The organism is Actinocorallia aurea (assembly GCF_054783995.1).
This window is the reverse complement of the sequence record NZ_BAAGPQ010000012.1, coordinates 78,574-92,935: the sequence shown is the minus strand read 5'-3', so window position 1 is coordinate 92,935 and position 14,362 is coordinate 78,574. Positions and strand designations below refer to the sequence as shown.

General features: G+C 73.7%; 10 protein-coding genes. 4 read left to right on the top strand and 6 right to left on the bottom strand.

The window, feature by feature from the left end; translation table 11 throughout:
- The first annotated feature begins 126 nt into the window (after positions 1-126).
- Positions 127-666: a hypothetical protein gene (locus tag ACYVOM_RS12845; RefSeq protein WP_460303542.1), complete on the top strand. Its 540-nt coding sequence runs from the start codon at positions 127-129 to the stop codon at positions 664-666.
- Here the strand turns inward: ACYVOM_RS12845 and ACYVOM_RS12840 are convergent.
- The 3 genes from ACYVOM_RS12840 to ACYVOM_RS12830 all read right to left on the bottom strand — a co-directional run bounded on the left by ACYVOM_RS12840 (position 647) and on the right by ACYVOM_RS12830 (position 4,273).
- Positions 647-1,384: a carotenoid oxygenase family protein gene (locus ACYVOM_RS12840; protein WP_460304359.1), complete on the bottom strand. Its 738-nt coding sequence runs from the start codon at positions 1,382-1,384 to the stop codon at positions 647-649. The two genes, ACYVOM_RS12845 and ACYVOM_RS12840, sit on opposite strands and share 20 nt — an antisense overlap.
- A gap of 130 nt (positions 1,385-1,514) precedes the next feature.
- Positions 1,515-3,242 carry an MFS transporter gene (locus ACYVOM_RS12835; RefSeq protein ID WP_460303541.1) on the bottom strand — a complete coding sequence of 576 codons (1,728 nt, stop codon included), beginning with the start codon at positions 3,240-3,242 and terminating at the stop codon, positions 1,515-1,517.
- A 191-nt stretch (positions 3,243-3,433) separates the two neighbouring features.
- On the bottom strand, positions 3,434-4,273 hold the full coding sequence (locus ACYVOM_RS12830) for a dienelactone hydrolase family protein (RefSeq protein ID WP_460303540.1): 840 nt from the start codon (positions 4,271-4,273) through the stop codon (positions 3,434-3,436).
- A gap of 97 nt (positions 4,274-4,370) precedes the next feature.
- Here ACYVOM_RS12830 and ACYVOM_RS12825 point away from each other — a divergent pair, with 97 nt between their 5' ends.
- Positions 4,371-5,336, top strand: coding sequence for a GlxA family transcriptional regulator (locus tag ACYVOM_RS12825; RefSeq protein ID WP_460303539.1), 966 nt, complete (start codon positions 4,371-4,373; stop codon positions 5,334-5,336).
- Between the two features lie 5 nt (positions 5,337-5,341).
- Here the strand turns inward: ACYVOM_RS12825 and ACYVOM_RS12820 are convergent, their stop codons facing one another.
- Complete coding sequence (locus ACYVOM_RS12820; protein ID WP_460303538.1) at positions 5,342-6,811, bottom strand: serine/threonine-protein kinase; 1,470 nt, start codon at positions 6,809-6,811, stop codon at positions 5,342-5,344.
- Positions 6,812-7,344: 533 nt separating this feature from the next.
- Between ACYVOM_RS12820 and ACYVOM_RS12815 the strand changes: the two genes are divergently transcribed.
- Both ACYVOM_RS12815 and ACYVOM_RS12810 read left to right on the top strand, forming a co-directional pair.
- The gene (locus tag ACYVOM_RS12815; RefSeq protein ID WP_460303537.1) at positions 7,345-9,129 is read left to right on the top strand and encodes an HSP90 family protein; all 1,785 of its coding nucleotides are present in this window, start codon (positions 7,345-7,347) and stop codon (positions 9,127-9,129) included.
- A 4-nt stretch (positions 9,130-9,133) separates the two neighbouring features.
- Positions 9,134-11,374 (top strand): hypothetical protein, encoded by a 2,241-nt coding sequence (locus ACYVOM_RS12810; RefSeq protein ID WP_460303536.1) that lies wholly within the window; start codon positions 9,134-9,136, stop codon positions 11,372-11,374.
- A 141-nt stretch (positions 11,375-11,515) separates the two neighbouring features.
- Here ACYVOM_RS12810 and ACYVOM_RS12805 read toward each other — a convergent pair whose 3' ends face one another.
- Both ACYVOM_RS12805 and ACYVOM_RS12800 read right to left on the bottom strand, forming a co-directional pair.
- Complete coding sequence (locus ACYVOM_RS12805) at positions 11,516-12,811, bottom strand: C-glycoside deglycosidase beta subunit domain-containing protein (RefSeq protein ID WP_460303535.1); 1,296 nt, start codon at positions 12,809-12,811, stop codon at positions 11,516-11,518.
- 5 nt (positions 12,812-12,816) lie between these two features.
- A complete protein-coding gene (locus tag ACYVOM_RS12800; RefSeq protein WP_460303534.1) occupies positions 12,817-14,358 on the bottom strand; it encodes a GMC oxidoreductase in 1,542 nt (513 codons plus the stop codon).
- Positions 14,359-14,362: the final 4 nt, after the last annotated feature.

Genomic DNA, 14,362 nt, shown 5'->3' with positions numbered 1-14,362 from the left:
ACCGCCGCCTACCCGACATAGGCGGGACGGATCCCCCGGCGCGGCCTCGCCGCGCCGACCTCACGGCCTCGCCAGGCCGTCCCCCACCCCTGGGCGCCCCACGCCCGCTCCTGAAAGAGGAGACCCATGTCCCGTACCACCCGACTCGCCGCGTCCGCCGCGGCCGGCGCGGCGGCCGTCGCCCTGACGGCCACCGCGGCGAGCGCGACCCCCTGGACCGGCGGATCCGTCTCGGCCACCCTCACCCAGCCGCTGACGGTCTCCCTGGCCAACGCGGTCTGCACCTCCTCCAACCTCACCGGCAGCGTCAACGCGACCAACGACGCCCTCGTCGTCAGCACCGCCTCCATCAGCGGCTGCACCGCCGACGGCGTCTCCAACCTCTCCGTCACGCCCGAGAACACCCCCTGGGGCGGCAACCTCGCGCCGAGCGCGTCGTCCAGCTTCACCGGGTTCCGGGTGCGCGCCGTCGTGCCGAGCCTCGTCAACTGCCTCTACGGCGGCACCATCACCGGCTCCACCGGCGCCTTCAGCGGCGGCTCCGTCGCCGTCACCTTCTCGGGCTCCTCCATCAGCAAGATCTCCGGCAGCGGCATCCTCAGCGGGCTCTGCCCGGCCACGATCAACGTCAGCGGTCAGTACACCTTCACCGGCCCCGGCCTGTGACCCCCCGGTTCAGCCGACCCGACGCGGGCTGAACCCCACCCCGCCTGTGCCGGCAGGGCGCACCGGCACAGGCGGGCGGTCCGTCAGGAGGGCGGGGCTGGGATGGGGCGGGCGGCTGGCGCGGGGTACCGGACTCGAACTGGGGGAACTCGCCGTGGCAGGGGGCGAGCTCCTGCTCGATGACCTTGCCGGAAGGGGTGATGCGGTAGCGCAAGAGACGGCTGGGCGGCAGGTCGACGAACCGGGTCCGGAAATCGGAGAGGTCCCTCTTGAGGGTCTCCCAGTCCTCGAAGGAGACGAGGTCGACGACGGTGTCGGTGCCGTCCTCGTAGGCGTTGGTGATGTGGACGTGCAGGAGCGCGTCGTGCTCGACGAAGCGGGGCCTGCCGCCGTCGCGGGGCACCAGCAGGAAGCGGGTGGCGCGGTCGGGGTGGTGGTCGAGCGCGTCGATCATCGGCCCGTCTGCGGTCAGCAGGCGGCGCAGGTCGGGCTGGATCGGGTCCAGCACGAACAGGAGGTGCTCGGTGGTGAGGGCGAAGTCGTGGTTCCACGGCATCTGCGGCACCGGCACGGACGCGAGCTTCGCCAGCCGTCCCGTCCGGTCGACCTTGAAGCAGTTCAGGCGCGGCGTCGGCCAGAACGCGACGCCGAAGTTGAACATCTCGCCGTTCGCCGGGTCCCACTTGGGGTGCGCGGAGAACGCGCCGAGGCCGCGCAGCCGGCCGCCGAAGTCGTGCTCGCCGAGAGCTGCACCCGCCTGTGCCTCGCCGCGCTCGACAGCAGCGTCCCGCGCTGACCGCCGCCGAGCCTCCGCTTCGCCGGGGGACGGGCGGGCCTCCCCCGGTCGGTCAGGCCGCGCCGGTGCGCAGTCCTTCGAGGTCGGCTCCGGTGACGGGGCGGGGCGCGTGGTCGGGGTCGATGAGGAGGATCGTGCACGGGGCGGTGCGGGTGAGCGCCGCGGTGAAGCCGCCGTCGGCGAACTGGGCGAGGGGGCCGCGCGGGGATCGGCCGATGACGATGGTGCGCGCGCCGATCCGCGCCGCGTGCTGGGCGAGGGCGCGCGCGGCGGCGGCGTGGTCGCCGACGCTGGTGAGGACCTGGCCGTGCGCGGGGACGCGCTGGGCGGTGACCCGGTCGAGGTGGGCGGTCACGGCGGCGCGGGCGGCGTCGGCGGTCTCGGTGTCGGCGGTCTGCTCCTCGACGACGGCGGCCTGCCGGACGTGCACGATCTCCAGGGGGCCGCCGGTGTCGGCGGCGACGCGGGCGGCGGCGAGCACGGTCTCGGCGGCCCGGTCGTGGCCGGACACCGCGACGATGACGGCCGGACCGTCGGCCGAAACACCGGTCGGGGCGCCGACCGGGGTGAACGACGGCGTGACGGCTTCGGCGTCGGCGGGCTGTGATTCTGCCTTGCGCAGGAGGTCGTGGCCGGTGGCCAGGACGGGGATCGCGAGCACGAAGGACGCGGCGCCGACGTAGAAGGGAAGGCCGAGGCCGTGCGCGTCGGCGAGCTTTCCGGCGGCGTAGGGCGCGATGCCGCCTCCGATGAAGCGCAGGAAGCCGTAGGCGGACGACGCGACGGGCCGCTCGACCGGTGCGACGAGCATGACGGCCTGGGTGGTGAGGGTGTTGTTGACGCCGATGCACGCGCCGCTGACGATGACGGCGGCGATCACCACCGAGGGCGTCCGGACACACGCGGCGATCACCGCCATGATGACGCCGAGCGCCGCGAGGTTGGCGTAGAGCGTCGGCGCGGTGCCGAACCTGGCCTGCAGGCGCGGCGCGCCGAACACGCTGAAGACGGCGACGAGCAGACCCCATCCGGTGAAGACCAGGCCGAGCCGGACGGCGTCGAGCTCCATCGGGTAGGGCGCGTAGCCCAGCATGGTGAAGAAGCCCCAGTTGTACATCAGCGCGACGACGCCCATCGTCAGCAGCCCGCGGTGCCGCAGCGCCCTGAGCGGGGCGATCGGCGAGGTGGGCCGCGCGGGCTTCGGCGTGGCCGGGACCAGGGTGACGGTCGCGATCAGCGCGATCGCCATGAGCGCGGCGACCCCGAAGAACGGCCCGCGCCAGCTGATGTCACCGAGCAGCCCGCCCAGCAGCGGCCCGACGGCGATGCCCAGCCCCAGGGCCGTCTCGTACAGGATGATCGCCCCGCCGAACCCGCCACTGGCCGACGCGACGATGACCGCGAGGGACGTCGCGATGAACAGCGCGTTCCCCAGCCCCCACCCCGCCCGAAAACCGACGATCCCGTTGATCGACCCCGTCGTCCCCGCCAATCCGGCGAACACCACGATGACGGCAAGTCCGATGACCAGCGTCCGCTTGGCCCCGATCCGACTGGAGACCCACCCCACAAAGATCATCGCCACCGCCGTGACGATCAGATAGCTGCTGAACAGCAGCGACACCTGGCTGGGCGAGGCCTCCAGGCTCTCCGCGAGCGCCGGCAGGATCGGATCGACCAGCCCGATCCCCATGAACGAGATCACACACGCGAACGCCACGGCCCAGACGGCCTTCGGCTGCCTGAACGGACTGGCGACCCCGCCACCCGATCCACTCATCGCCCCTCCTCTGCACGCCGCCAAACTACATAATGGCGTTATGTATAATCTCATTATATACATGCGGAGCAGAACCGGCCAGGACCTCCGCGACCATCTCCGCCTACCGTGCCTGCGAGGAGGGCGCACGGGGCGAAGGCGCCGCCGTACGGCTCCCGGAGAGTCCACGCCGCCCGGGACAGGGGCGGCCGTCAAGCGTCCGGCGAGGGGTTCGGGATGGCCAGGCGGTCGGTGAGGAAGGCGAGGATCTCGTTTCTGGCCTGCGTGGTGGGGTGGCCTTCCTCGTCGACGAAGTGGGCGGTGACGACGCTGTGCGGGGAGCGGACGACGTCGCGGAAGAAAGGGGGCGGGTCGGCGGCGGCGGAGCCGGACGGGAGGACGCGGCCGTCGAAGGCGTCGCCGAGGAGGGCCCGGTAGGCGGCGAAGCGCCGGCCGGTGCACCAGCGGTCGTCCTCGAAGCGGTAGGCGAGGACCTTCAGCCGTTCGCGTGTGACGCGTTCGGCTACGTCGCGCGCGTCGTCGTCGCCGATCTCCAGTCCGGCGGGGTCGTCCAGCGGCAGCGAGGGGTGGTTGACGACCGAGGCGATGACGGCGGGTTCGAGCAGCATGGTGAGGGCGAAGTTCCCGGTGAAGCACAGGCCGACGGCGCCGACGCCGGGACCGCCGCACTCCGCGTGGGCCAGCCGCGCGAGCCCGCGCAGCCAGGACGCGACGGGGCTGGTGCCGCCTCCGGCGAAGGCGCGGAACTCCGCGCTGACACAGGCGCGCCGCATGATCTCCGCGCCCCCTTCGGCCGTGGGGTGGGCGCCGTCGGTCCCGAAGAGGGACGGCACGAAGACGGTGAGGCCGGCGTCCCTCACCCACCGCGCCAGCCGCAGGACGTCGGGGCTGATGCCGGGCATCTCCGGCATCAGGACGACGGCGGGCCCGGAACCCGCGACGTACACCGTCTTCACCACCCCCTCCACGTCCACGAGTCGGCGGGTGAAGTCCGTGATCGCGTCGTCAAGACGTCCACTGGCTGCGTTCATGGCGACAGTGTGGGCCGTTCCCCCGGGACGGGACGACAGGCCAGATCGCCATATGCGAGGGTGATCCCGCCAAAGACCGGGCGGGCAGGAGACGGAAATGAGCGCTTTGCGGGTCGGTGTTCTGGCCTATCCGGGTTGCTTCGCGTCCGAGGTGTTCGGGATACCCGACCTCCTGACGATGGCCGCGCACGTCGCCGGGCCGGACCACGACGGATACGAGGTGGCGATCGTCTCGCCCCGCCGCCGCGTCATCGCGTCGGGCGGCGTCGCGCTGGCCGTCTCGCCGCTCCGTGCCGTCGACGTCCTCGTCGTGCCGGGATGCGAGCTCGTGCCCGGCCTCGACCCGGACGCGAAGCTCGCGCCGCTCGCCCCCGACGTCGCGGCGATCCGCGCGCACGCGGACGCGGGCGGAGCCGTCGTCTCGGTCTGCGTCGGCGCGTTCCTGCTCGCGGAGGCGGGACTGCTGCGCGGCCGCCGGGCCACGACGGCATGGCTGCTCGCGGAGGAGTTGGCCCGGCGCTGCCCGGACGCCGAGGTCCGCCCCGAACGCCTGGTCGTCACCGACGGCGGCGTGACGACGACCGCCGCGTTCAGCGCCATGTACGACTTCGCCTTGGAGCTGATCCGCCGGCACAGCGGCGCACGCGTGGCGCGGGCGACCGCGCGGATCGCGCTCCTCGACGACGCCCGCTCGTCGCAGACCCCGTACGTCGACGCCAGGCTCCTCCCGCAGCCCGGGAACGAGTTCTCCCGCAGGGTGATGCGCCGGCTCGACCAGAACCTCGCCGCCCGCTACGACCTCGCCGCCCTGGCCGACGCGTTCCACGTGAGCACGCGGACGCTGCTGCGGCGCTTCGCCGACGAGACCGGCCAGAGCCCCCTGGCCTACCTCCAGTCGGCGCGTGTCCGCCGCGCCTGCCACCTCCTGGAGACCACCGACCAGACCGTCGCCGCGGTGTCCGCCGCGGTCGGCTACCGGGACCCCGGCACGTTCGCCGCCCTCTTCGCCCACCGCACCGGCCGCCGCCCCCGCGAGTACCGCACGGCTTTCCGCCGCGCCTGACGGGGTCAGCGGGGCTGGGCGGACATGCCGGGGTAGTACTGGCAGCTGGCGGAGGAGAACTGGCCGGAGCCGTCGGCTTCCTGGAGCACCTCGCCGTCGATGGTGATCTCGCAGTGGACGGAGCCGCCGTCCATGCCGCTGACGGCGATGAGGCTGAGGTAGGTGAAGGACTTGACTTTGAACTTCTTCGTCCAGGGGAGCCTGACCTCACTGCTGGACATGCCGCCCTTGCCGTCCGTGGAGCTGACCCGGGAGGTCTTGCCCGACCCGGTGACGGAGTAGACGATCGTGCGGTCCGGCAGGGGCTTGGGGCTGTAGGTCGTGGCCACGCCGGTGGGTGCGGCCCTCGGGGTGGACGGCTGGTCGCCCCACGGCACACCCTTCACGGCGACGAGGACGACGCCGGCGAGCGCCCCCACCGCGACGACGGCTCCCACGGCGATCAGCGCGTCGGAGGCGCCCTTCTTCGCCGGAGCCTGCGGCATCGTCGGGTACATGGGCGGCTGCAGCGTCATCGGCCTGGGCGGCGGCGGGAGGGTGGCCGCGCCGGGGGGCGGGGTCGGCGGCGGCAGGGCGCCGAGCGGCGGAAGCGGTCCCGACGGCGGCGGCGCGACCGCGCCGGACGGCCCCCACGACCCGGTGGCGAGGTAGGCGGCGACGGCCGCGGCGTCCTGCGGGCGCTCCTCCAGCGGTTTGGCCAGCAGCGCCGCGACGAGCTGCCCGAGGTGCTCGGGGACGTCCGCACGGCGGGAGGCGACGGACGGGGCGGGCTCGTGCAGGTGCGCGTAGAGCAGTCCCGGCAGTCCGGACGCCGGGGAGAAGGGCGGCGTGCCGGTGAGGAGTTCGTACAGCACGCCGCCCAGCGCGTACAGGTCGGTGCGGGCGTCGGGGGCCTGGCCCTTGAACTGCTCGGGCGCCATGTACAGCGGGGTGCCGACCGAGCCGCCGTCGCGGGTGAGCCGGGTGGCGGCCTCCGACAGGCCCGCGATCCCGAAGTCGAGCAGCTTGAGGCGCCCGTCCCCGAGGACGAACAGGTTCGCGGGCTTGATGTCGCGGTGCACGATGCCGCGCGCGTGCGCCGCGGCGAGCGCCTCGGCGATCTGACGGGCGAAGCCCGCGGCGTCGGCGACGGGCAGGCCGTCGGGGTGCCTGTCGAGGACCGCGCGCAGGTCCTCGCCTTCGAGGTGCTCCATCACCAGGTAGGTGAGCCCGTCGTCTTCCTGCCCGATGTCGAAGACCGTGGTGATGCCCGGGTGCTGGAGCGCGGCCGTGGCCTCGGCCTCCCGCTCGAACCGGGCCAGCCCGCCCGCGGCCACGGCGAGTTCGGCGGGCAGGATCTTGACCGCGACCTGGCGGCGGAGCCGCTGGTCGGTCGCCCGCCACACCTGGCCCATGCCGCCCTGCCCGATCAGGGACTCCAGCCGGTACCTGCCACCGAGTTCGCGTCCGGCGGCCGTACCCTGCGCGTCCGACACCCCGCCTCCCACGCCTTGATCACGATGAAAGCCTCATCGTGCCACGGAACGCGGGACCGTCTCCAACGTCTAGGGCAAATGACGGGTGCATGACGGATCATCCCTTCCGCTCACCACCCCGCACCCCCGATCCGGGTTCCGGAAGGACAGGGCTTCCACGGCTGCCAGGGTCCTGCTCGACCGCGGCCACGTCAGCGGCGGCGGCCGGGGTCTTTCTCGGCAAGGTGATAGGCCCTGCCGTAGGCGGCGGCGCTCAAGACCGCGGTGGCCGCGGCGATGGTGTAGCCGAGGACCATGCGGCGGGTCTCGACGCGGGCGGACTCCTTCTCGGACAGGACGCTGAGGATGTAGGGGTGGTCGTCGGCGAGCTTTCACTCCGCCGCCGTCAGCGAACTCCGGTCGGACGGGTAGGGGCGGTCCATGGTCACCGAAGCGCCGTCGTGGACGGCCTTGCCGCAGCGTACAGATCCGGGACAGGGACGGATGTGGCGGAAGGGGCGACGGGTGAGGAATCGGGCTCGTACGGTGGAGGGGTGGAGCATGTCTTCCAGGTCGATCTGCGCGGCATCGTCGATGTTCTGAGCCGCCACCTCTACAGCGGTCCGCGGGTGTACGTGCGGGAGCTGCTGCAGAACTCCGTCGACGCGATCACCGCGCGCCGCGCCGTCGAGGGGCCGGACGTGCCCACCCTCATCCGCATCGAGCCCGCCGACGCCTCACCGGACGGGGCGCTGCGGATCCACGACACGGGCATCGGGCTCACCGAGCCGCAGGTGCACGAGCTGCTCGCCACCATCGGCGGCTCCGCGAAACGGGACGAACTGGGTTTCGCCCGGCGCGACCTCCTCGGCCAGTTCGGCATCGGGCTGCTGTCCTGCTTCCTCGTCTCCGACGAGATCGAAGTGATCACCCGGTGCGGGAACGCCCCCACCGTCGTCTGGCGCGGGCACGCCGACAGCCGCTACACCGTCACCGCTGGCCCGGCGCGCGACGAGCCCGGCACCACGGTCGTCCTGCGGCCGCGCCGGGACTTCGGGCACTGGCTGAGCGCGTCGACCGTCACCGAGCTCGTCCGGCACTACGGCGCGCTCCTGCCCTGCGAGGTGCGGGTGGGCCGGGAGATCCTCACCGAGGGCGCCCTGCCGTGGCAGGCCCCGCATCCCGATCCCGGCGCGCGCAGGCAGGCCCTCCTCGCGCACGGCGAGCGGCTCCTCGGCGCGCGCCCCTTCGACGTCATCGACCTCGACGTGCCGGAGGCGGGCCTGACCGGCGTGGCCTACGTGCTGCCGTTCGAGACCGCGCCCGGCGAGCGGCCCGCGCACCGCGTCTACCTCAAGCGCATGCTGCTGGGCGAGAAGGTCGACGGGCTCGTGCCCGACTGGGGCTTCTTCGTCCGCTGCGTCATCGACACCGCGGAGCTGCGCCCCACCGCGAGCCGGGAGCAGCTGTACGAGGACGATCTGCTGGAGGCCGCCCGCCACGCGCTCGGCGCCCGGCTGCGCGGCTGGCTGGTGGAGCTGGCGGCGACGGCGCCGGACCGGCTCGCGGCGTTCCTCGGCGTCCACTACCGGGGCGTCCTCGCGCTGGCCCCGCACGACACCGAGATGCTGCGGATCGCCGACGAGTGGGTGCCGTTCGAGACCAGCGAAGGGGAGTTCACGCTCGGCGAGTTCCGGCGCCGCCACCGCGTCGTGTACTACACCGCGACCGTCCCGGAGTTCCACAAGTTCGCGGGCATCGCCGCCGCGCAGGGGCTCGGCCTCGTCAACGGCGGCTACTCCTACCGCGCCGAGATCTTGCGGCGCCTTCCCCTGCTGGATCCCGGCCTCGCCGTCCGCCGCCTCGACCCCGACGACCTGGCCACCCGCTTCGACGCGCTGGACCCCGCAGCGGAGTTCGCCGCGCGCGACTTCCTGCGGATCGCCCGCGCCGCCCTGGAACCGCGCGGCTGCGAACCCGTCCTGCGCTCCTTCTCGCCGGTCGCCCTGCCCGTCCTGTTCCTGGAGGGGAGCGACGCCAGGCGCGCGGCGGGCCTGCGCGCCGTCCGGGAGGAGGACGACGGGATCTGGGCGGAGCTGATGGCGGACGCCGTCCCCGAGGAGACGGCGCGGGCCCTTCCGCTGCTGGTCTTCAACCACCGCCACCCGCTCGTCGCCCGCCTGACCAGCACCCTGGACGAGGACGTCGTCCGGCTGTCGGCCGAGGCCCTGTACGGGTACGCGCTGCTGGCCGGGAACCGCCCGCTGCGCCCCGCCGACGCGGCGGGCGTGAACCGCGCCTTCCTCGGCCTGGTCGAGCACGCGATCCGCCAGCGGTGAGGCGATGACGACCAGGGAGAGCGTCCTCGCCCGTCTCGACGCGGCCAACAGGCTGGACGAGCAGGACGGCGGCCCCGGCGGGGAGCTCTACGTCGAGGCGATGCGCGCGATCCTGCCGGACGCCGAAGCACTCGGCGACCCCGGCCTCCTCTTCCGCGTCAGGCTGTCCTTCACCTGGGCGATGCGCTACCGGCCGCTGCCTGACGGCGAGGGCGACTTCTTCGCGGAGGTCCTCCCCCTGCTGCGCACCTGCCTCCTGGCCTGGCACGCCGACCCGCACCTCTTCGACCCTGGCGACGTCACCGCGATGTGGAACCAGCTCTTCCTCGTCGTCGACGCCTACATCTGGCTCTATCCGCAGCCCGCGCCGCGGATCCACCGCCTCCTGGACGAACTCGCGCGGCACTGCCCGCCGGACGCGGGGGCGACGCGCCACGCGATCGACAACTACCGGATGAAGACCGAGGCCCGCCGCGGGGACGTCGAGGCGGTCGAGCGGCTCTGGTCCCGGGTGCGCCGCCACCCGGTCCCGACGGAGCACCTGCGCGGCGAGGCGGCGGAGACCTGGGCCGTGATGTGGCTGCGGCTGGGCCGGCCCGACCGGGCCGTCGAGCTGCTCGCCCCGCGCATGGCCGGGCCGCACGGGGACCTCCGCACCGACGACCTCGTCGTCCCCTTCCTCCGCGAAGGACGCCTGGCGGAGGCGGCGGCCGCGCACCAGCGCGTCTACGCCAGGCCGGGCATGAAGGTGGAGGACACCGCCGCGCACCTGGAGTTCTGCGCGCTCACCGGCAACGAGGAGCGCGGCCTCGACGTGCTGCACCGCAACCTCGGGCACGTCACCGGCCGGGTCTCCTCGGTGGAGCACACGTGGACGGCGGCCGCCGCAGCGCTGCTGTGCCAACGGGTCATGGCGCGGGACCTCGACCGGCAGTGGTTCTGGCAGTGCGACTGCGCCGATCCCCGGTGCGACTTCCTCGCGGCGTGGTCGTACTCCGCGCTCGCCTCCCGCCTGTACTGGGAGGCGGTGGACCGCGCCCTCCGGATCGACGAACTGAACGGCACCGCCTCGTTGAGTGAGCGGATCCTCGCGCTGCTGCACGCCGAACCCGTCACCGACGCGCTGCCGCTGCCCCCGGACGTCTCACCTCCGCGGCACCGCGCGACGCCGCCCTTGTGCGCGCACCTGCCGGGCGCGGAGGCCGACCTGGTCGGCGGGCTCGCGGACGCGCGGGCCCTCGAACGCCGGTCGGCCCGGGTCGTGCGCCTGCAGCGCCTGCTGCAGAGCGCGGTCGGCGCGCGGGACGACGACGCCGCGCACCGCGTCCGGGTGGCGCTCCTCGCGGAGCTTCACGCGATGAACGACGACTGGCGCTTCGACCTGTTCGCCACGCTCGTGGAACTCGTCCGGGGGCACGACGCCGGGACCCGCGTCCTGGACGGCGAAGCCCTCGACCTGGTCTGGCGCGCGGTCCCTCGCGCGCTGGACCTCGCGCTGACCCTCCCGACCGTCCACGCGGCGCAGATCCGCGGCCTGGTCCGCGCCGTGGAGCGCCACCACAGGCCCGGCACCGACGATCTGCACTTCCTGCGCTGGTGCGAGCTGGAGTTCGCCGTGCGATGCGGCGACCCGGCCGCCGCCCGGACCGCGCAAGCGGCCTTCGACGCCCTACCGCACTCCCCCGCGCACGGCACGCGCGCCCACACCGTCCGCCGCGCCCGCCACCTGCTCGACCTCGGCCACGCCGACGCCGCCGCCACCCTCCTCACCGACACCCTGCTCACCGAGGAGCCGTCCGCGGCCCCATGGCTGCTCACCGCCCACCTGCGCGCCGGACGCCTCGCGCAGGCCCGCGCGATCCACGAAGACACCTGGGAGGCCGCCCGGGACCCCGGCGAGGTCGCCGCCCACCTGGAGTTCTGCGCCCGCACCGGCCACCTGGAACGAGGCGCCGCCCTCATCCAACGCCACCTCCCCCTCTTCCGCGTCGAACGCGACGACGCCGCAGGCGGCATCGATGTCCTGCGCGCGTGCGCCGCCGCCTCCGGCGTGGCCGAACGCATCGCCTCCGCAGGCCTCGACGCCGTCTGCGGCACCCCCGCGGACGAGTGGACCTACGCGGGTTTCGCCGCCTCCCTCCGCACCGGAACCGCCCTCATGGCCGCCCGGTGGAACTCCCTCCTCGGCAGCCCCGCCCTCAGCGCCCTTCTCGCCGAGATCGCCGCCGACTCCGCGCCCCCGTAGGCGCCTTCCCGCGGGTTCACCGGCGCCCGTCACTCGCCGCCACGGCATTAAGGGCTCGGCGACCGACGGGTTCGCGACGCCGTCGACGGCGAGGAGAGCGGGCCCCGTGAACGACAGAGGGCGGGGCCCGTCTCGGTGGGGTCAGCGTGGGGGCTGGAGGGTGCGGAGGAGGGCGTGCTGGCGGCGGACCTGGTCGCGGCCCCGGTAGGGGGTGCGACGGCCCTCGTACTCGCTGGACAGCCAGCCGCTCCAGCCCGCCTCGTGCAGGACGGGAAGGAGGTCGGCCCAGGGAATGTGGAGGTCGGTGAGGGAGTCGTCGACCTCGAAGAACTTCGCCTGGATCAGGTGGACGTGCGGCAGGATCTCGGCGAGGTCGGACGCGGGGACGGCCAGTGGTTCGAGGAACGCCGGGCGCTTCTTGCCCTTCTCCGGGTCGACGCCCTCGTGGCCGTCGTCGACGGGCACCGTCTGGAAGATGCCGGTGTCGATGAGCAGCTTGAAGTGGGGAGATCCGGTCCGCTCGATGAAGTCGAGATACCCCTGGGTGACGGGGTGCTTGATCGGGGTCGGGCTGTGGATCTCGGGGCAGATGACCAGGTCCAGCTCGGCCGCCGTCTCCAGGGCCCGCTCCGTCGCCTCCCGCCAGATCGGGTGCGGGTCGAGGTCGAAGGAGGTGACGCCGAACTTGGGCCGGATCGAGGTGAAGCCGAGCCGGGAGGCCAACCGCAGGTCGTGCTCGATCTGGGCGGCGCCCTCGGCCGCGGTGAGGTCGCGGTCGTGCCACATCGCGGTGTCCACCCACGAGCCGTAGTTCGTGGGGGTGAGCGCGTACTTCTCCAGCAGCGCGTGCCAGGAGTCGATCCACGCGGCAGAGGGCTCCGGGTAGCCGGGGACGTTGCCCTCGCCGAGGATCTCGATGCCGGACGCGCCCAGGTCGGCGATGTCGGCCATCGCGTCCTCGAGCGTCATCGACGTGTACATGTCGCCCGAGTAGCTGTAGAGCGAGACGCCGTAGCGGGGACCGCCGGCCGGCGCGTCCGGCACGATCACCCCCGTCGCGGCGTCGCGGAAGGCCGAGCGGGAGACCTGCGGCGGGAAGTAGGGCCGCCGAAGGTGGACGGTCACCTCGATCGTGTGGACTCCGGGGGCGAGGCCGCCGGGCTTCGGCACGGTGATGATCGCCGGCTCGTCCAGCTGCCAGCGCGCGTCGGTGGTGGCGCGCAGGGCGTCGAGCGTGAAGGTCCGGCCCTGGAGGGTCCACAGGGGGATCTCCGCGTCCCATCGCTCGCCGTCCACGACGACGTCGACGCCGTCGAGGAGGCTCGCGGCGGTGCCCCGGTAGTTGGGGTTGCGGAGCATGAGCTGGAATCCGGTGACGCGGCCGTCCTCGACGACGTTCCGGAATCCCCGGCCCTGGATGGTGCTGCGGTCGAGCACGGTGCTCAGATCCTTTCTGCGGTCAGCTGCGCGGCGATGTCGCGCGCGCCCGCCACGGCGAGCGCGACGGCGGTGAGGGTGGGGTTGCAGGCGGTCGCCGTGGGGATCACGCCGTTGCCCGCGACGTACAGGCCCCGGACGCCCCAGACCTCGGAGGCCGGCGAGCACACCGAGGCGCCGTCTTCGGTCGCGCCCATCCGCACGGTGCCCTGGTAGTGCAGGGACGCGCCCGGCGCGAAGGTCAGGGGCTCGTCGCCCAGCGGGTCGCCCAGCGCCTCGGCGGCACGCCGGACGGCGCGGCGGGAGGCGGCGATGGTCGCGTGGTCCCGTTCGGTGAGGCGGTAGTGGATGCGCATGGCGGGCATGCCGTAGCCGTCCGCCTCGGCGTCGTCGAAGGCCACCCGGTCCTCGGCCCTGACGTCCTTGGCACAGAACCAGCCGAGGCCGACGATCGTGCCGGGGGCGGGGGCGTCGTCGGGCGCCAGCGGCACCGGGGAGGCGTCGAGCTGCATGACCTGGCCGTGGAAGGGCTCGGCGTCGGTGAACGGCACCCAGCTCACCCCGCTCTGCGGCGTGATCGCCGTCTCCGCGGCGGGCGGCCCGTCCGCGGCGGCCGAGGAGACGTCGCGCAGGCGGACGGCGAAGACGGTCTGCGGCTGGTCGTTGAGGTAGCGGCCGAGCGCCTCGGGCCGCACCCCTGAGGCCCACAGGAGCTGCGGGGTGCGCAGCGCGTCCGCGGCGACGACGACGCGCCGGGCCGCGACCTCGTGCTCGGTGCCGTCGGTCAGGTCCCGCACTCGCAGTCCCCTTGCGCCGCCGTCCTGGACGAGGATCCGGACCGCCAGGGCTTCGGGCAGCAGCGTGCAGTTCGGGTTGGCCCGGGTCGGCTCCCCGAACACGACGTCGGAGCCCGACCAGAAGACGGCTCCGTCGGCGCCCCTGCGGACGGCGAGCGGCATCGGCGCGACGCGGCGGTCATCGGGCCGGGTTCCGTCGAGCGCCTCGCCGAGGCGCTTGCGGACCTCGTCGGCGAACGGCGCGTCGTCGAACGCGTGCGGGTCGACGCCGAGCAGCCGTTCGGCCTCGGTCAGCAGCTCGTCGAGGTCGGGCAGGAAGCCGATGCGCTCGGAGCCGCCGGGCCGCGGGCAGGCGCCGGTCCAGTGGGCGCCCATGCCGCCGACGTTGCTGGACATGGCGGCGCCGGGCAGCCCGTCCTCCCCCGGCTGCCGATATCCGGAGGACAGCAGGAAGGTGCCGGGCCGCACGAGCCGCGGCGAGTCGTCGGCGTAGCCGTCCATGGGGTCGGTCGCGGTGCCGTCGCCGAGCGGGCGGGGGCCTTCGGACCGGCGCTGGGCGACGGCCCGCTCGGCAGGGTCGGCGATGTTCTTGACGTGCAGGCCGGGCGGGTCGGCCAGGAGCGGCCCCGCCTCGAACACGGCGATCACGGCGCCGGGCGCGAGTTCACTGAGGACGCGCGCGTAGGCGGCGCCGCACGGGCCGCTGCCGACGATGGCGACGTCGACGCGGTCGGGGAGGACTCTGGACATGGCT